Consider the following 18632-nt stretch of genomic DNA (forward strand, 5'->3'; position numbering starts at 1 on the left):
AATACAAGGGTTTAACAGTATGCAAAGTCCGCCTTTTACAAACCGATTTCTGTTATGCTAAAAAGATTGTGAACTGATTAAACTAGAAAATCCACTAAATCTTCCATTTTGGAAATAAGCTGAATTTTTATTGCGGTATTTTGAAGCGAAATCTTGTTGTATTTAGAAACAAAAATGGTAGCAAAACCTAATTTTTCAGCTTCTAAAATACGTTGTTCCACACGCTGAACGGGTCGTATTTCACCTGAAAGACCAACCTCGGCGGCAAAACAGTAATCTTTAGGAATAGACACATCTTCATTGGAAGACAAAATAGAAGCTACAACGGCCAAATCGATAGCTGGATCATCAACAGTAATACCGCCAGTAATATTCAAAAAGACATCTTTTGCACCCAAACGAAAGCCAGCACGCTTCTCTAAAACAGCCAAAAGCATATTTAACCGCTTGGCATTAAACCCAGTTGCTGAACGCTGAGGTGTACCATAAACCGCGGTACTTACCAAAGCCTGAACCTCAATCATTAAAGGACGCATACCTTCTAAAGTTGCTGCAATAGCATTACCTGATAACTCTTCGTCTTTTTTAGATATTAATATTTCTGAAGGATTGGACACCTCGCGAAGTCCAGAACCTTGCATTTCATAAATGCCTAATTCGTTTGTAGAACCAAAACGGTTTTTATGGGCTCTTAAAATTCGGAATACATGGTTGCGATCGCCTTCAAATTGCAAAACAGTATCAACCATATGCTCCAAAATTTTTGGACCAGCGATATTTCCATCTTTAGTGATATGTCCGATAAGCAATACAGGCGTTGCCGTTTCTTTAGCAAATTTTATAAGTTCGGTAGTACATTCTTTTATCTGAGAAATGCTCCCTGAAGAAGATTCAATATAATCGCTATGAAGGGTCTGAATGGAATCTATGATCACAATATCAGGCTCCAAAGCTTCTATTTGCTTAAAAATATTTTGAGTTTTTGTTTCTGTTAAAATGTAACAATTGCTGTTATTGGGATTAACACGTTCGGCACGCATTTTAATTTGTTTCTGACTTTCTTCTCCAGAAACGTAAAGCGTTTTGTAAGGCAAGCCCAAAGAAACCTGAAGCAACAAGGTACTTTTTCCAATACCCGGCTCTCCTCCTAAAAGCGTTAAAGATCCAGGCACAATACCACCTCCCAAAACGCGGTTTAATTCCCCATCAAAAGTGTTTAATCGTGGCTCTTTCGAGGTATCAATTTCACTCACTAATAATGGCACAGCCGCTCGTTTTGATACCGTTGTTGGTGTTTTCCAATCGCTTTTTTCAGGTTTTTGCACCAATTCTTCTACAATGGTATTCCACTCTTTACAAGCAGTACATTGCCCTTGCCATTTTGCAAATTGTGTTCCGCAATTCTGGCAAAAAAATGTGGTTTTAACCTTGGCCATAAAATCTTTTTATTTTAACAGAAACAATGCGATTAGTTATATCCAAAATCCGCTTTAATAAGGTCGGCTCTATCCATCACTTCATCTTTAGTAATTCCTGCTATTTCATCTAAAGTATAAGCCGACTGATAGGTTCTCATAGCACGTTTAGTTTCACCTGTTTCCTCATAAAAACGTCCAATATAATAACCTCCCAATAAAGTTTCAGGATAAGACTTCCTAGCCATTTTACCTAATTCTTCATAATACTCGTAAGCCTCTTTCTTTTCGATGGCAGCAGCAATAGCTTTAAAATCATTAATCAAAATAGGTTTTTCAATACCTAAAACCGAACTAATTTCTTGATATTTTTCTTGAAGATATACTACAGGTGAAGTTTCCAATTCAAGAATAACTTCTTTATATTCTTTTTTAGAAATAGGCTGATAGATTTTAAACATTTTTTCTAAAGCTACAGGAATGGCATTGGTCGGAACCGAATAATGCGAAACCTCTTTAAAGTTATTAAAGTTATACTCTAACTGCTCATTTTCAATACCAGAAATATCTGAATTTAAAGCATCTGTCATCGACTTAATGGTTTCCGTATCGTAATCTGTATTTGCTAAATAATAAAAGGTTTTAGATGGTACTTTTCGTAAAGCTTCTGGCAAATAATCCAACATATTTGGCGCCAAATCTGGACTTATCGCTACATAAGATTGAAATAACGGTTGCGGTTTTAATAGGTAGTAATTAATGAAATTTGCAGATTCACTATGCCCTATTATAGCCTTAAAACTGCCGGTTTTAAATGATTTTTCAATAAACGGAATCAATTCCAAGCCAATAAACTCAAAAAATGCAGCTCCAGAATCAATAGGCAATGAATTTTGCTCTGAATACATACAATCGTCATAACGCTTATTTAATTGATTCACACCCACCACAACGGCTGGTGGCATATCTTCCCAATACGTAAAATAAGCAACGTTTCCTGCAACGGCTTCAAACATGTAATCGGCATCTAAAACAATAATTAAAGGATAGTTACCTTGATCTTTATTATAACCTTGAGGCAGTTGAATTTTCAGCTGACGATCTTCTCCCAATTTTGAAGAAGTGATGGTTTGATATTTAACCTGTGCCCCCACATAACTCACTGACACGGCAAACAATAAAACAAAAAGTAGGTTTTTCATATTAAATAATTAGATTTTGGTTCGGTAGGCCAAGGTAATAAATAAACCGAGAGTTTAAAAGCAAAGTTTTAGGAAGTACAAACTTCGTATTACCCCTTAATTTTGATACGTTTTCTATTGTAAATAGGCAGATAGATTAACGATAGTCCGCCACAAACAATTATAACTAATGTTTGAGACGCCCACATAATCCATCCGTAAGCAATACTTGGTTCTTCGGGAATTCCAAATAAAGAAAAGGCTGCATAAACTGCTAAAGGGTAAGACCCAATCCCCCCGTTAGTGGCAGCAATACTAAAACTTGCAGAAATAAACCCAACCAGTATAGCCCCAGGGGCAACCACCCCTAGTTCGCTAATTGCAAAAGTGGTGACATAAAACATAAGCACGTACATCCCCCAAATAAAAAGGGTATGGAAAATATACGCCCATTTATTTTTCATTTTGAAAATACTTAAAACCCCTTCAATTAAGCCTCCAACAAAAGTTTTAATTTTTAAAGCAATTGCAGACTGACTTCTAGTCACAAAAAAGGCAACAATTAAAAACAAGATAAGACCAACCATTAAGAGCAGTATAATCTTAAGCGGATTAAACTTCTTAATTAAAAAGCCATATATAAAATCGAATTGAAGAAAAAGCGTAATCAGCATAATCCCCATCATAACAACCATATCAGCAATACGTTCGGCGACAATAGTTCCGAAGCCTTTTTCAAAAGGAACGCCTTCATAATTCGTTAATAATGAAGCTCGAGCAACCTCTCCCGCCCTTGGTATGGTATAATTAATTAAATACGCTGCAAAAACAGCCATAAAACTATTTCCAAACTTTACATGATAACCAATTGGAGACAGCATAAAACGCCAACGGTAAGCCCGCGACATATGACTTAACAAACCCAAAAACATGCCCAACACAATCCATGAATAGTTTGCGTTTTGCACATACACTAGAAGTTTATCAATAGAAACTTTAGACAGAGAATACCAGATTAAAAAAACTCCCAATAACAATGGGAGTATAATCTTTAACAGATTTTTTATTTTCTGGTTCAATAAATTATTTTAACAAGTTTGTCGCTTCATCAGGAAAAACTAAAGCAGGCTTAAACACTTTAGCTTCTTCAATATCCATCATCGCATAGGTAATCAATATTAAAGTATCTCCAACCGCAACTTTTCTTGCTGCCGCTCCATTTAAGGTAATTTCTCCAGTATTTCGAGGTCCTGGAATACAATACGTTTCTAAGCGCTCGCCATTATCATTATTTACAATTTGAACTTTTTCTCCTTGAATAATATTGGCTGCTTCCATCAAGTCTTCGTCAATGGTGATACTACCTATATAATTGAGTTCTGCACCGGTGCATTTAACTCTATGAATCTTAGATTTTACTACGTGAATTTGCATGAGGCAAAGGTAATTAATTTAGAGCGATATTATCGATTAGTCTGATGTCATCAGCATAAACAGCAATAAAAGCTCTGTATTTTTTTTGATTTTCTTTTTCTGTTATTGTTTTTAACGTGTTTTCATCGGCGATAATAAAATACTCCAAATCCAACAACGGATGTGCAGAAAACTGATTTTCAACCCATTCCGACACATCAATTGCACTTTCTGTGCCAAATTTCTCTTTGGCAGTTGTTAAAGTTTTATAAATAAAAGGGGACGCTTCTTTATAATCTGGCTTAAGCCTAACATTACGCGAACTCATCGCTAATCCATTCAATTCCCGATAAATAGCACAAGGCACAATAACTATAGGCATGTCATGTTTCTCTGCCATTTTTTTAATGATAGCCAACTGCTGAAAATCCTTCTCTCCGAAATAAGCTCTCTCAGGCTTAACAATTTCAAACAAACGCTTTACTATGGTACCAACACCGTCAAAATGTCCAGATCTAAATTTACCCTCCATTTCAAACTCCAAACCATCGAAATCGAATTTTTGAGCGATTAATTCATTTTCATAAACATCGTTAACAGTTGGCGCATAAACCATTATTCGGTGGGCATTCACTACTTCTAAAAGAGCAACGTCTGTCTCCAAAGTTCTGGGATATTTCTCTAAATCATCCTTATTATCAAACTGGGTTGGATTCACGAAAATACTCACCACCACTAGATCATTCTCAACCAAAGCTTTTTTCACCAATTCAAGGTGACCTTCATGCAAAGCTCCCATGGTAGGCACCAAACCAACGGTTTTATTTTGTGCTTTCACAGCATCTAGCGCTGCTGTAATTTGTTGTTTTTCTGAGTAAACTTCCACGATTTAATATAAAATTAACGGGTGCAAACTTAAGATTTTACAAGCAATTTGCATAAAATTTTGTATTTTTGCGTGTTTTTTATTTTCAATTGCTAAAAGAAACAACTTTACAAAGCTTCTTATTTAAAGTTGAAAACCGTAATATTTACGTTTGTAAAGTTTTTTTAAAGTCAACAAAAACCATCATATGAAAGATAAGAGGATATTATATGTATCATCTGAAGTAGTGCCCTATTTACCTGAAACCGAAATTTCTTCAATGTCATTTGAAGCGCCTAGATTAGTGAACCAGCAAGGCGGACAAATTAGAATATTCATGCCTAGGTATGGCAATATAAATGAGCGAAGACACCAATTACACGAAGTTATAAGACTATCTGGTATCAATTTAGTTATTAACGACTTAGACATGCCGTTAATTATTAAAGTAGCTTCTATTCCAAAAGAACGCATTCAAGTTTATTTTATAGATAACGACGAATATTTCAAAAGAAAAGCAACGTTAACTGATGAAGCAGGAAAATTATTTCCAGACAACGACGAACGTGCCATCTTTTTCGCAAAAGGCGTTATTGAAACGGTGAAGAAATTAAATTGGGCGCCCGACATTATTCATGTTCATGGTTGGTTAGCTTCTTTATTACCGCTTTATTTCAAGGAGTATTATAAAGACGAACCGTTATTTAACGAAAGTAAAATTGTAACCTCGGTATACAATCAAAGTTTCAATGGGACGTTAAATGAAGAAATGATTAATAAAATCAAGTTTGACAATATTGATAACGATTCGGTTAAACCACTGGAGGAACCAACATATACAAACTTAATGAAGGTTGCTATTGATTATTCTGACGCTTTAATTATTGGTTCTGAAACCATTCCAGAAGATTTAGAAACCTACTTAAAAGCATCCGACAAACCTATTTTAGAATATAAATCAAAAGATGAATTTGGTGAAGCTTATACAACATTCTTCAACGAAACCGTTTTAGGCTAAGATCAAAGTCATTACATTTTATGAAAAAGACAATTAAATTCCTTCGATACCCTATTGTTTTTCTTCTTTTGGTTAGCGCTTTTATTAGCTGCGATAAAGATTTTAACGTTATAGAAAGTGATGTTCTTAGCGATGAGAACGCAAACTTTAACACTAAAGACACGCTTTGGCCTATAATCGCTTATAACAAAAAGCTAGATTCATTACAAATTAACAACCTAGGGAATACGGGTAATGCTGGTTCGGGAGGAAATTTACTTGGTGTATTTAACGATCCTGCATATGGTTTAACAACAGCAAGCATTGTATCGCAATTGGTACCTGTTACACTTTCTCCAGATTTTGGTGAAAACCCTGTTTTAGATAGTGTGGTTTTAAAAATCCCTTATTACAGTACTATTGATAGTTATGATGACGACAATAATCCAGAATATAAATTAGATTCTTTGTACGGAAAAAGCGATTCCTCTATTAAGTTAACAATCTATCGAAATAATTATTTTCTAAGAGATTTTGATCCAACTAGTACAGAAAACACAGCACAAAACTATTATTCGAACGGAAGCAGCTCAGTTAATTCAGTACTAAATGGTACTTCTGTTATTAACTTCGACGATCATATCGCAGACCCGATTACGCCTATATATTCCGACCCTTCGTTTATTCCTGAGAGCAAAGCCACTATAACAACGGTGGGAGAAGACGACGACGAAGTTATTACTAGGGAATCCCCGGCATTTCGCGTAAAATTGGATACCACTTATTGGAAAACAACCATTATTGATAAAGCAGGTGATCCTGTACTTAGCAGTAACAATAATTTTAAAAATTATTTTCGCGGACTTTATTTTAAAACGGAAGCCATCAACGCCGATGGAAGTATGTTACTCCTAAATTTAGCAGCTACTAATGCGAATATCACCTTGTATTACACCTCTGGTGAAGCTGAAAGTAGAATTCAGAATACTTATATTTTAAATTTCTCAGGTAATATTCTAAATACTTTTGTCAACAATTATAACATCACACTAACCAATGGTGACAAAACCTCAGGCGATGACCAACTGTACTTAAAAGGCACCGAAGGATCCATGGCGGTAGTCGAGCTATTCAGCGGACAGGTGGATTGCGATGGTGATGGTGTTTTAGATATGGATGCTATTGATTGTTTTAAGCAAACTTATAGACAACTAGATGAGAATGGTAACTACATTAAAGATCCTTTAACCAATAGGTTTGAAGTGAAAAAATTGATCAATGAAGCCCAACTTATAGTTACAGAAGCAGACGGCCTGCCTTCAGGAGGTTATGAAGATTATCATACATACGACCGTATTTATGCTTACAACTTAAAAACCAATAACCCTACTTTAGATTACTCTATTGGTGATGCTACAACAAATGCTGCAGACCCATTAAACTCCAAAATTATAAGTTTAGGACAACGTAGCGATGATGGCGTTTTCAAAATTCGTTTAACCCAACACCTTAATAATATTTTATTTACAGATTCCATTGCGGAAGATACTCCTACTAAACTAGGGCTTGTACTTTCTACTAATGTAAATTATACCGATACCGGGATAATTTTAGACAGTGATGACGAAGTAACAGAGGTACCAAGAGCTTCCATCATTTCGCCGCGTGGAACTATTATTCAAGGTAGTACAACTGCGATTCCTGTAGAATCTAGACTTCGATTGAGGATATTTTCTTCCGAAGCCAAAGAATAAAACCATGAATCAACCCTTTTTGTGACTTTCATCGTATAAAATGAAAGCTTCACATAATAAATGTGATTCATTACGCTTTATTTTACATATTTGTCAGGAATTATTAACTTCAATATCAAAATATAACATATGTGCGGAATTGTTGGATATATTGGACCTAGAAAAGCCTACCCAATTATAATAGAAGGTTTGAAACGATTAGAGTACCGAGGATATGATAGTGCTGGAATTGCATTATTTGATGGTAAAGATTTAAAAGTTTCAAAAACTAAAGGTAAAGTTGCCGATTTAGAGGCACAAGTTGAGAAAGAGATAACCACTACTGGTAATGTTGGAATTGGACACACAAGATGGGCTACACATGGCGTTCCAAATGACGTAAATTCACACCCTCACGTTTCAAATTCAGGTAATCTAGTTATTATCCATAACGGAATCATTGAAAACTACGAATCGTTGAAACTTGAATTAATATCGAGAGGATACACATTTAAGTCTGATACTGATACTGAAGTACTTGTAAACTTAATTGAAGAAATTCAAAAGCAAGACAATCTTAAACTAGGTAAAGCCGTTCAAGTGGCATTAAACCAAGTTATTGGTGCCTATGCCATTGCAGTTTTCGATAAAAACAAACCTGAAGAAATTGTTGTTGCGCGTCTAGGCAGCCCTTTAGCTATTGGAATTGGAGATAATGATGATGAATTTTTTATCGCAAGTGATGCGTCTCCGTTTTTAGAATACACTAAAAACGCCGTGTATCTTGAAGATGAGGAAATGGCCATTATTAGATTCCATAAAGGCATTAAAATTAGAAAAATCAAGGATGATTCTGTAGTAGAAACCTTCGTTCAAGAATTACAGATTAACTTAGAGCAAATTGAAAAAGGTGGTTTTGACCATTTCATGCTTAAAGAAATTCATGAACAACCTAAAGCCATTACCGATACCTATAGAGGACGTTTATTAAGAAACGAAGCCATTATTAAAATGGCAGGTGTTGAAGATAATATGAAAAAGTTTCTTAATGCCAATCGCATTATTATTGTGGCCTGTGGAACCTCATGGCATGCTGGTTTAGTTGCAGAATATATATTTGAAGATTTAGCACGTATACCTGTCGAAGTAGAATACGCTTCTGAATTTAGATACCGTAACCCTGTAATTAATGAAGACGATGTGGTTATCGCCATTTCCCAATCGGGAGAAACGGCCGACACCTTAGCAGCTATTAAACTTGCTAAATCAAAGGGAGCCTTTGTATTTGGAGTATGTAATGTTGTTGGCTCTTCTATTGCTCGCGAATCGGATGCAGGAGCATATACGCATGCTGGTCCAGAAATTGGTGTTGCTTCAACAAAAGCTTTTACAACTCAAATTACCGTTTTAACTCTAATCGCTTTAAGACTTGCACGTGCTAAAGGAACTATTAGTAGTTCCGATTTTAGAACCCATCTTCTTGAATTAGAATTAATACCTAAAAAAGTTGAAAAAGCCTTAGAATCGGACGATAACATTAAAGTCATTTCTAAAATTTACAAAGACGCCAAAAACTTTTTGTACTTAGGTCGAGGCTATAATTTCCCTGTAGCACTTGAAGGCGCTTTAAAACTAAAAGAAATTTCATATATACATGCTGAAGGATATCCTGCTGCCGAAATGAAGCACGGACCTATTGCATTAATTGATGAAAACATGCCTATTGCTGTAATTGCGACTAAAAAAGGACATTACGAAAAAGTGGTAAGCAACATTCAAGAAATTAAATCCCGAAAAGGAAAAATTATTGGTATCGTAACGGAAGGTGATACCCAAGTTAGAGGCTTAGCTGATCATGTGATTGAAGTTCCTGAAACTCTAGAATCTCTTTCACCTTTACTGACAACAATCCCTTTACAACTCCTATCATACCACATTGCTGTTATGTTAGATAAAAATGTGGATCAACCGCGAAATTTAGCAAAATCAGTAACTGTTGAATAAACAATAACGTAAATAACATTATTTAAAAATGCCATGATTTATTGAAATCATGGCATTTTTCTGTTTAAAAGTGTTTATTTCACAAAAAAATCATCTTTTTTTTACGATATTTTATTATGCATACATAGATTTTTATATTTTTAACAATGGACATTATTTCGTTCTTTTGCTGATTATTATTTTTAACCTAAACTAAACAAACTAAATGAAAAAAATTCTCCCACTAATTTTGCTGTTTATTTGTAGCTTAACTTACGGACAAACAATCATTTCAGGAACTGTAGTTGATGATGGTGATTTACCAATTCCAGGGGCTAACATCATTGTGGTTGGTGCCGCTGTTGGTACCGTTACCGATTTTGATGGTAAATTTATTTTAAACTACTCTCAAGATCCACCCTTCTCCATTCAAGCCAGCAGCGTTGGATTTGAAACCGTTACTAAAACAGTTAGTACAAATAATGAAACTATAAATTTCGTATTGACAGAAGGAACAGCATTAGATGAAGTTGTTATTTCAGCTTCAAGAACCCCTGAACGTATTTTCGAATCTCCGGTGACTGTGGAACGTATCGGTCTAAAAGAGATTAAAAGTACAGCTTCAGCAGATTTCTATGACGGATTAGAAAACTTAAAGGGTGTGGACGTCAACACTAACTCACTAACTTTTAAATCTGTCAACACAAGGGGTTTCGCAACTTTTTCAAACAACAGATTTATGCAACTTGTAGATGGTATGGATAACTCTACACCAGCCCTTAACTTCCCTATTGGTAACTTAGTTGGTATGACAGAAACCGATGTACTAAGTGTCGAACTTCTCCCAGGAGCATCTTCGGCTTTATACGGAGCAAACGCCTTTAACGGTATTCTATTTATGCGCAGTAAAAACCCATTCGAATATCAAGGATTAAGTGCTTCACTTAAAAGAGGAGTTACTTCTCAAGAAGCTGCTGGTACAAATCCTTATACAGATTTAAGCATACGAGCCGCTCATAAGTTTAGCGAAAAATTTGCAGCTAAAGTTAATTTTGGATACTTAGAAGGTACAGATTGGGCAGCCACTAGTGAAGTAGACAGAAACATGGAAGGAGGCACTAGAGAAACCGATCTAAACTATAACGGTATTAACGTTTATGGTGATGAAGTATCTCAAAACCTAAAACAAGTTGCTATTTTATTAGAATCGGCAATCAATCCTGCAACTGGGCAACCATATTTACCAGCTGGCGCAAGCACTTTAGCTCCTTCTGTACAAGTAAGTAGAACAGGTTATAATGAAAAATATCTTACTAGTAATGAGGCTAAAAGTATAAAGGCAGACTGGGGCTTATACTACCGTCCGTTTGAAAATGACTTTGAGGTTTCATACGTCGGAAAAGTGGGAACAGGTTCAACCATTTACCAAGGATTAAATCGTTACTACATTGACAACTTTTTTCAAGAACAACATAAAATTGAATTACGCAATAGAAATTTCTTCCTAAGAAGTTATTTGGTTGCTGATAAAGCAGGTGATTCATACGATATGGTTTTCACAGGTATTAATATTAATAGAGCATGGAAACCAGATTTAAACTGGTTTGCAGAATATGCTGGTACCTATGTGTTAGAAACTTTAGGTGGTTCAAATGATGCCCAAGCCCATGCTGCTGCTCGTGCGCAAGCAGAAACAGGAAGGTTTGAACCAGGTACACCAGAATATATCGAGGCTTTTAATAGAAGTATTAATGACCCCGATTTATTAACCGGATCAAAATTTCAAGATGCTTCAAAATATTATCATACTGATGGAAATTATAATTTTAGCGAAATCATAAAATTTGCTGAAATTCAAGTTGGTGGATCTTTTAGACAATACAGTCTAAACTCTTTCGGAACCATATACACTGATTACGATGGTCCTATTGATTATTACGAATATGGCATGTATACACAAATTCAGAAAAACCTAGAATTAAATGAAAGTCTAGATCTGAAACTAACAGGATCTGTTCGTTATGATAAATCCGAGTTTTTCGATGGATTCTTCTCTCCAAGAATATCGGCTGGTTTAACTTTAAACAAAAACCACAACTTCCGAGCTTCTGTTCAAACGGGGTTTAGAAACCCTACCACTCAGGATTTATTTATTGGTCTAGATGCTAATCGCGCCGTATTAATAGGTTCTGCCCCAACAAACTTAGACCGCTATTCTGGTGATTATAATGTTAGTGGAAGCGGACAAATAGCAGGACAACCAAGTACCATCACGCAAACAGGTGCTGCTGCATACCATAACTCCTACTCTGAAAATTCGGTGTTAGCTTATCAAGCTTCAGGTGATGTTAACGACTTGGTGGTTTCTAATCCAGATATAATCAAGCCTGAACAGGTGACCTCTGCTGAAATTGGATATCGTGGTAAACATAAAGGCTTTATTATAGATTTTAACGCCTACTTCAATAGCTACAAAAATTTTATCGCACAAGAATACGTGATATCGACTTTATACGGTCAAGCTGGTGATAATTCACTGTCTATAGACGCACTTAATCGCGGTGATGATGTAACCTACAACGCTTATACGAATTCTAAAGCAGCCGTAAAATCGTATGGTGCTTCTATTGGTGTATCTACAAAAGTATTTGGTAATTTCGATTTAGGCGCCAACTACACCTTTGCTAAATTAGATTTCGACGAGGAGAAATATCCAGACTTCACTACAAATTTCAACACGCCAGAACATAAATTCAAAGCGACTTTTGGAAACACTAATATTTTTAAAAATCTTGGTTTTAATATCGCTTATCGTTTTAGTGATGATTATTATTGGGAATCAACTTTCGGAAACGGACTAATTCCACAATACCACGTGGTAGATGCCCAGGTAAACTATACAATTCCTAGCTTTAAATCGACGTTTAAATTAGGAGCCACTAACTTACTAGGAGACGAATACTACACGGCTTACGGAACTGGATTTATAGGCTCTATGTATTACATCTCATGGACTATTAACAACTTATAAACTTACTATTATGATTAAATCTAAATATATAGGGATAATTTTAGCCGTATTGAGCATTTCGGCTTGCAATTCTCCAGAAGATGTGGTTCCTCCTGTAAACGAGGAGACGCTTCCTGAATTAACCGCTGGTGATGCCAATTTTTCAAAATACATAGCCGTAGGCGCATCCCTTACAGCTGGATATACCGACCTTGGATTATTTATTGCTGGCCAAGAAAATTCATTCCCAAACATGTTAGCCTCACAATTCAAAAAAGTTGGAGGTGGTGATTTTTTACAACCACTAGTTAAAGATGACACAGGAGGTATTTTAGTTAGCGGCACGCCTGTTCGTGGATACCGATTAACATTTAACAGCGAGATTCCTGGTCCGCAACCTTTAAATGAATTTTTAGAAGGAATAGGCAAACCTGTACCACCAATTACTACAGAAGCAGGAATTAATATTGGTAGTGACTTTAATAATTTTGGTATTCCAGGTTCCAAAAGTTTTCATTTAATAACTCCTGGGTATGCTGGCGCTAACCCTTATTATGCAAGAATTGCTTCTGCACCCACTGCGACCGTTATTGATGACGCAGTTGCACAACAGCCTACATTTTTCACTTTATCTGAAGTTGGCGCAAATGATGTTCTTGGTTACGCGTTATCTGGTGGCGACGGCTCAGACCCTATCACAGATGCTGCAACTTTTAGCGCCTCTTTAGAAATTTTAATAAACAAACTCACAGCAAACGGTGCTAAAGGAGCTATAGCAAATGTACCAAGTATTACAAGTGTTTCTAATTTCACTACCGTAACACATAATCCCGTTCCTTTGGATCAATCTACAGCGGATTTACTTAATAGTATGAACGGCTATGGCGCTTATAACGCTGGAATTACCCAAGCATACGCGTATTTAGTAGCTAATACCCCATTAACTCAAGAAATGGCTGATGCTGAGATTGCTGAACGGACAATCTCCTTTTCTGCTGGTCCAAATAATGCTTTGGTTATTATTGATGAAGATTTAAGGGATCTAACAGCCTTGAACCCCGCTTTAATCAATTTAAGACAAGCTACAACAGATGACTTAATTTTACTTACAGCATCATCTGAGATTCCTAAAGGTATAGGCGTATCGACCCCAATGGGTGATAAATTTGTACTGACACCAGAAGAACAAACCGAAATTAACGATGCTACTATGGCCTACAACGCCAGTATTGAAGCTATTGCCAAAACAAAAGGCTTAGCTTTAGCTGATTTACAAAGTGTTTTAGATGAAGCTTCTACAAATGGAATTGCTTTTGATAATTATTTTCTAAATACAGATTTGGTCTTTGGAGGGCTCGTAAGTTTAGACGGCATCCATTTAACAGCACGAGGGTATGCCTTAATGGCAAATACCTTTTTAAAAGCTATTGATACTACATATGGGTCTAATTTTGAAGCTTCAGGGAACTTAATGAAAGCTGCAGACTTCCCTATATCATATGCTCCAACGCTGCATGAAGAAGATCTGAATTAAATTTAAGACCTTTTAGATTAACCCCAAAAAAAGCTCTAATACGTATCGTATTAGAGCTTTTTTTAAAACAAGAAGTTTTATAATTTATATTATTAGAAGACCCACTATATCATAAATCTGATTAATGATGTATAAGCTCTAACAACAAAAAAAACACTCTATAAAAGAGTGCTTTTTTTAGTATCTCAAAGTTGCTACTTTTAAAGTGAAGCAACATTTTTACTATAATCTACTTCTTTGGCTACACCGTCTACCCAGTGAATCCATTTGCCGACTTTTTTACCATTATCATAATTAGCTGAAACAATTTTTTTGCCTTCAGTGTCAAAACTTAACCAAACTCCCTGTAATTTACCATCTACTGTGTAAGACCCTGTTTGGCTTACAACACCATTGTCATGATAATAAACAACATCGATTAAATTGGTTTCTTTATTAAGTTTTAATTCCCTCTTTTGTTGCGCAAAAGAAACCACTGTCATTAACAAAGCGAAAAATATTAAAATTGATTTCTTCATAATTATGGGGTTTTAATGTTATAACACAAATATACGATATTATTAACATTTAGACAATCTTTACGTAACATTAATTTAACATTGAAACCATAACTAGTTGTTTGTAAATTATTTACAAAAACCCATTAACATAAGTTTATTAATAATTACATAATATTCAAGTTACATTGAAATGAACTATAAAAAGGATATTTGCCATGTCTTAAGACAAAATAGTATTTCATATAATTTATTAGTTTTTGTCGACTACATTATTATGATTTCTAGGAAGACTGCCCTGGCCAAGGCAGTCTTTACTGTTTCTAATATTAACAATTACATAACATTGGGTTAACATTAGAGTTAGTTCTTTGCCGCCGACAAAAACTAATTTTAATGAATATCAAATATCCCCTACTAGGGGTAGCGTTTCTGGTATGCACATTTTTGAATGCACAAGAAATTAAGACAGGCACATTCGGAAAAGGCATTTTCAATATTACAGGAAAGGATAGTACTTTTACGATGAAATTCGCAGTACGCTTCCAACTCCTAGGCTTTTCAAGTTGGAAAGAAAACCAACCAGCTGATCTAAATTTTTTAGTAAGACGTTCTAGACTAAAGCTAGATGGCTTTGTGTATTCCCCTAAATTAAAATATAAATTTGAAGCCGGCTTCTCTAACAGAGACATGTCTGGAGGTTCCGATGATTTTACTCATGGTTCTCCTAGGTTTATTATGGATGCCTATGTAGACTGGAACTTCTACAAAAATATGATTCTACGCGTAGGTCAAGGAAAACTTCCAGGAAATAGAGAACGTATTATTTCTTCAGCAAATCTCCAACTGGTAGACCGATCATTATTAAATGGCAAGTTTAATATTGATAGAGATATTGGTTTTCAGCTAAAACATTTTTTTAATCCTTTTGGAAATGTCGTGTTTCGTGAAATATTATCCATTTCGTTAGGAGAAGGACGAAACATTACCACCGGAAATTTAGGTGGCCTTCAATATGTTGGTGGTGTCGAAGTATTACCTTTTGGAAATTTTAAAAATAAAGGCGATTATAAAGGTGGTGATTTAGAACGAGAGCCTACACCTAAACTCGCGATTGCCGCAAGTTATGAATTTAACCATGATGCGGTTAGAACCAGAAGTAACCAAGGAAGTTATATGTTTATTGACAATAACAATGCACTCTATAAAACAAATATAAACACGGTATTTGTAGACGCCATGTTTAAATTTAGAGGCTTTTCATTTATGTTTGAATATGCCGATCGTACTGCCGACGATCCTTTTGCTAAAAATACTGATGGTAGCCTAACAGGAGACATCGTAGAAGCAGGGAACGCTCTAAATTTCCAATCTGGTTATTTATTCCCCTCAAATTGGGAAGTCTCAGGACGCTATACTGACTTAAATATGAGCGCTTTTACTATGCAAAACTCTAAAGATATGTATACCTTAGGGGTTTCAAAATATATTGTTGGGCATAAATTAAAAATTCAAAGTGATTTAAGTTACATAAAAACCTACAGTGGAACCAATGAAATCCTAGCAAGATTACAAATGGAAGTACACTTCTAAAACATAACAATTAGGTAACACAACACACATTTATACTCATGATATTTGCAAACTTATTTCAATTAAATACTATGGATAACATCTATTTGTACATGATTATCGCATTAGCCATTTTAGCCATTGCTGATTTGGTTGTTGGGGTTAGTAATGACGCAGTAAACTTTTTAAATTCGGCGATTGGATCTAAAGCCATTTCGTTTAAAACCATCATGATTGTTGCCAGTTTAGGCGTAGCAGTTGGAGCCGTTTTTTCCAGCGGAATGATGGAAGTAGCCAGAAAGGGCATATTTAATCCCGGGGAATTCATGTTTGACGAAATCATGATTATATTTCTCGCCGTCATGATAACCGACATACTCCTATTAGACTTTTTCAATTCTATAGGTATGCCAACATCGACTACGGTATCCATTGTATTTGAACTTTTAGGTGCTGCAGTGGCCATCGCTCTCATAAAAATTGGCCATGATGGTGGAAGTTTTTCTGATGTTATCACTTATATAAACACCTCTAAAGCCACACAAATTATTTTTGGTATCCTACTCTCGGTAGTCGTCGCGTTTTCAGTGGGTGCCTTTGTCCAATGGTTTTCGAGACTTCTATTATCCTATAACTTCGAAAAGAAGGCTAATTGGGTAGGCGCTTTATTTGGTGGGTTTGCATTAACGGCGATTACCTATTTTATATTTATGAAGGGACTGAAAGGCACTTCCTACGCGAGTCAGTCATTCGATATTTTTGGTGGTGATACTATGAGTCACTTTTTAGAAACACAAGTAGTTTCTATAGTGCTTGCTAACTTTGCTTTTTGGTCTTTACTATCCTATGCCTTAATTATTTTTCTAAAATCAAATATTTACAAATTAGTTATTGTAGCAGGAACGTTTGCTCTAGCTTTAGCGTTTGCAGGTAACGACCTCGTAAACTTTATAGGTGTTCCTGTAGCTGCTTATAATGCCTTTACCGCATGGTCTAGCTCCGGTGTTCCAGCTAGTGAATTTTCAATGGGCATTCTAGCTCAAAAGGTTCCAACAAACAACTGGCTTCTTTTTTTAGCAGGTATGATTATGGTTTTAACGCTTTGGTTTTCAACAAAAGCTAAAAATGTTGTAAAAACTTCTTTAGATCTTTCAAGCCAAAGTGAAACAAAAGAACGCTTTCAACCAAACTTCTTATCTCGAATTTTTGTAAGAACGGCGGTATTAATGTCACAGATTTTCGGCTACATGCTTCCAAAATCATGGCAAGAGAAAATTGATAAGCAATTTGAAGCCCCTGTAATTAACGTTTCAAAAGATAAAAAAATTGAATTACCAGCTTTCGATTTAGTTAGAGCTGCAGTAAACCTTATGGTCGCTGCTGTACTTATTTCGATTGCAACATCATATAAATTACCGCTTTCTACAACATATGTAACTTTTATGGTAGCCATGGGTAGTTCCTTAGCCGATCGTGCTTGGGGTGCAGAAAGTGCAGTTTATAGAGTTGCGGGAGTAATCAATGTTATAGGTGGTTGGTTTTTTACGGCCTTTAGTGCCTTTACAGCAGCTGCACTTGTAGCCTACTTACTTAATTTGAATATTGGTTTAATGTTTCCAATTTTATTACTAGTAGCCTTGGCTCTATTAATAAGAAGCTCTATAGTACATAACAAAAAATCAAAAGAGCTAAGAGCTGAAGATAGCTTAATAAAAGCAGAAAGCAGCTCTATCCAAGGTGTTATTCACGAAAGCGCTAATAACATTGCCAACGTGGTTAAACGTGGTAACAAAATTTATACAAATTCTATAAACGGATTGGCTAAGCAAGATTTAGTCATGCTGAAAAAGAACAACAAACAAATTGTTAAATTATCACAAGAAGTAGAAGGCCTGCGAGATAATATTTTCTACTTTATTAAAAACTTAGACGATTCAAGTATTGGCGCTAGTGATTTTTACATAAATATCTTAGGATACTTACAAGATATGACACAATCCTTAGAATACATTTCTAAAGCGGTTCATAAGCACGTTAATAACAATCATAAAAAATTAAAATTCAATCAGATTAAAGAGTTGAAGGAGGTTGATGTTATTTTAGAACAACTTTTCAATGATACTAAAGAGGCTTTTGAAACTCAATCCTTCAGTAAGATTTCGCATATATTAACAAGTAAAGAACCTTTATTTAAATTGCTTACTGAAAAAATTCATAAGCAAGTGGAACGCACAAGAACAGAAGAATCTAGTCCGAAAAACACAACCTTATATTTTAGCTTATTATTAGAAACTAAGGATTTGTTATCGGCAACAATGAGTCTTTTAGAAGAATACGACCATGCACATGACGATTCGGTTAAGCCTGCTAAAATAGCTGAAGTCAATACGGTTCAAACGATTAAAATTAAAGACGAGGAAGAATAAGTCTTA

General features: G+C 35.4%; 13 protein-coding genes. 7 read left to right on the forward strand and 6 right to left on the reverse strand.

Features of this window, described 5'->3' with window-relative positions:
* Positions 1-77: 77 nt before the first annotated feature.
* The 5 genes from radA to panC form a co-directional block, all read right to left on the reverse strand.
* Entirely contained in the window at positions 78-1436 is a 1359-nt protein-coding gene (gene radA / locus A6I66_RS01420; protein ID WP_067144940.1) for a DNA repair protein RadA, read from the reverse strand.
* A gap of 32 nt (positions 1437-1468) precedes the next feature.
* Complete coding sequence (locus A6I66_RS01425) at positions 1469-2617, reverse strand: alpha/beta hydrolase (RefSeq protein WP_067144941.1); 1149 nt, start codon at positions 2615-2617, stop codon at positions 1469-1471.
* Positions 2618-2706: 89 nt separating this feature from the next.
* The gene (locus A6I66_RS01430; RefSeq protein WP_067144942.1) at positions 2707-3675 is read right to left on the reverse strand and encodes a lysylphosphatidylglycerol synthase transmembrane domain-containing protein; all 969 of its coding nucleotides are present in this window, start codon (positions 3673-3675) and stop codon (positions 2707-2709) included.
* 4 nt (positions 3676-3679) lie between these two features.
* Positions 3680-4030 (reverse strand): aspartate 1-decarboxylase, encoded by a 351-nt coding sequence (gene panD, locus A6I66_RS01435; protein WP_067144943.1) that lies wholly within the window; start codon positions 4028-4030, stop codon positions 3680-3682.
* Between the two features lie 13 nt (positions 4031-4043).
* Positions 4044-4895 (reverse strand): pantoate--beta-alanine ligase, encoded by an 852-nt coding sequence (gene panC / locus A6I66_RS01440; RefSeq protein WP_067144944.1) that lies wholly within the window; start codon positions 4893-4895, stop codon positions 4044-4046.
* 187 nt (positions 4896-5082) lie between these two features.
* Here panC and A6I66_RS01445 point away from each other — a divergent pair, with 187 nt between their 5' ends.
* The 5 genes from A6I66_RS01445 (at position 5083) to A6I66_RS01465 (ending at position 14131) form a co-directional block, all read left to right on the forward strand.
* The gene (locus tag A6I66_RS01445; protein WP_067144945.1) at positions 5083-5892 is read left to right on the forward strand and encodes a glycogen/starch synthase; all 810 of its coding nucleotides are present in this window, start codon (positions 5083-5085) and stop codon (positions 5890-5892) included.
* A gap of 20 nt (positions 5893-5912) precedes the next feature.
* The gene (locus tag A6I66_RS01450) at positions 5913-7625 is read left to right on the forward strand and encodes a DUF4270 domain-containing protein (RefSeq protein ID WP_067144946.1); all 1713 of its coding nucleotides are present in this window, start codon (positions 5913-5915) and stop codon (positions 7623-7625) included.
* 129 nt (positions 7626-7754) lie between these two features.
* Positions 7755-9608, forward strand: a complete 1854-nt coding sequence (gene glmS, locus A6I66_RS01455) for a glutamine--fructose-6-phosphate transaminase (isomerizing) (protein WP_067144947.1) — start codon at positions 7755-7757, stop codon at positions 9606-9608.
* A 205-nt stretch (positions 9609-9813) separates the two neighbouring features.
* Positions 9814-12618: a TonB-dependent receptor gene (locus tag A6I66_RS01460; protein ID WP_067144948.1), complete on the forward strand. Its 2805-nt coding sequence runs from the start codon at positions 9814-9816 to the stop codon at positions 12616-12618.
* Positions 12619-12628: 10 nt separating this feature from the next.
* Entirely contained in the window at positions 12629-14131 is a 1503-nt protein-coding gene (locus A6I66_RS01465; RefSeq protein WP_067144949.1) for an SGNH/GDSL hydrolase family protein, read from the forward strand.
* Positions 14132-14331: 200 nt separating this feature from the next.
* On the opposite strand, the gene A6I66_RS01470 is transcribed toward A6I66_RS01465, so the two are convergent.
* Entirely contained in the window at positions 14332-14649 is a 318-nt protein-coding gene (locus tag A6I66_RS01470) for a toxin-antitoxin system YwqK family antitoxin (RefSeq protein ID WP_067144950.1), read from the reverse strand.
* Positions 14650-15024: 375 nt separating this feature from the next.
* On the opposite strand from A6I66_RS01470, the gene A6I66_RS01475 reads away from it, so the two are divergent.
* Together A6I66_RS01475 and A6I66_RS01480 are read left to right on the forward strand one after the other, a co-directional pair.
* The gene (locus tag A6I66_RS01475; protein ID WP_067144951.1) at positions 15025-16221 is read left to right on the forward strand and encodes a porin; all 1197 of its coding nucleotides are present in this window, start codon (positions 15025-15027) and stop codon (positions 16219-16221) included.
* A gap of 71 nt (positions 16222-16292) precedes the next feature.
* Positions 16293-18626, forward strand: coding sequence for an inorganic phosphate transporter (locus A6I66_RS01480; protein ID WP_067144952.1), 2334 nt, complete (start codon positions 16293-16295; stop codon positions 18624-18626).
* Positions 18627-18632: the final 6 nt, after the last annotated feature.

It is taken from the genome of Pseudotamlana agarivorans, assembly GCF_001642835.1.
Taxonomy (GTDB): Bacteria; Bacteroidota; Bacteroidia; order Flavobacteriales; family Flavobacteriaceae; genus Pseudotamlana; species Pseudotamlana agarivorans.

Excerpts from the sequence above, each read along its gene's own strand:
- radA (WP_067144940.1), bottom strand. The coding sequence starts at position 1,436 with ATGGCCAAGGTTAAAACCACATTTTTTTGCCAGAATTGCGGAACACAA.
- A6I66_RS01425 (WP_067144941.1), bottom strand. The coding sequence starts at position 2,617 with ATGAAAAACCTACTTTTTGTTTTATTGTTTGCCGTGTCAGTGAGTTAT.
- panD (WP_067144943.1), bottom strand. The coding sequence starts at position 4,030 with ATGCAAATTCACGTAGTAAAATCTAAGATTCATAGAGTTAAATGCACC.
- A6I66_RS01445 (WP_067144945.1), top strand. The coding sequence starts at position 5,083 with ATGAAAGATAAGAGGATATTATATGTATCATCTGAAGTAGTGCCCTAT.
- A6I66_RS01450 (WP_067144946.1), top strand. The coding sequence starts at position 5,913 with ATGAAAAAGACAATTAAATTCCTTCGATACCCTATTGTTTTTCTTCTT.
- glmS (WP_067144947.1), top strand. The coding sequence starts at position 7,755 with ATGTGCGGAATTGTTGGATATATTGGACCTAGAAAAGCCTACCCAATT.
- A6I66_RS01460 (WP_067144948.1), top strand. The coding sequence starts at position 9,814 with ATGAAAAAAATTCTCCCACTAATTTTGCTGTTTATTTGTAGCTTAACT.
- A6I66_RS01465 (WP_067144949.1), top strand. The coding sequence starts at position 12,629 with ATGATTAAATCTAAATATATAGGGATAATTTTAGCCGTATTGAGCATT.
- A6I66_RS01470 (WP_067144950.1), bottom strand. The coding sequence starts at position 14,649 with ATGAAGAAATCAATTTTAATATTTTTCGCTTTGTTAATGACAGTGGTT.
- A6I66_RS01475 (WP_067144951.1), top strand. The coding sequence starts at position 15,025 with ATGAATATCAAATATCCCCTACTAGGGGTAGCGTTTCTGGTATGCACA.
- A6I66_RS01480 (WP_067144952.1), top strand. The coding sequence starts at position 16,293 with ATGGATAACATCTATTTGTACATGATTATCGCATTAGCCATTTTAGCC.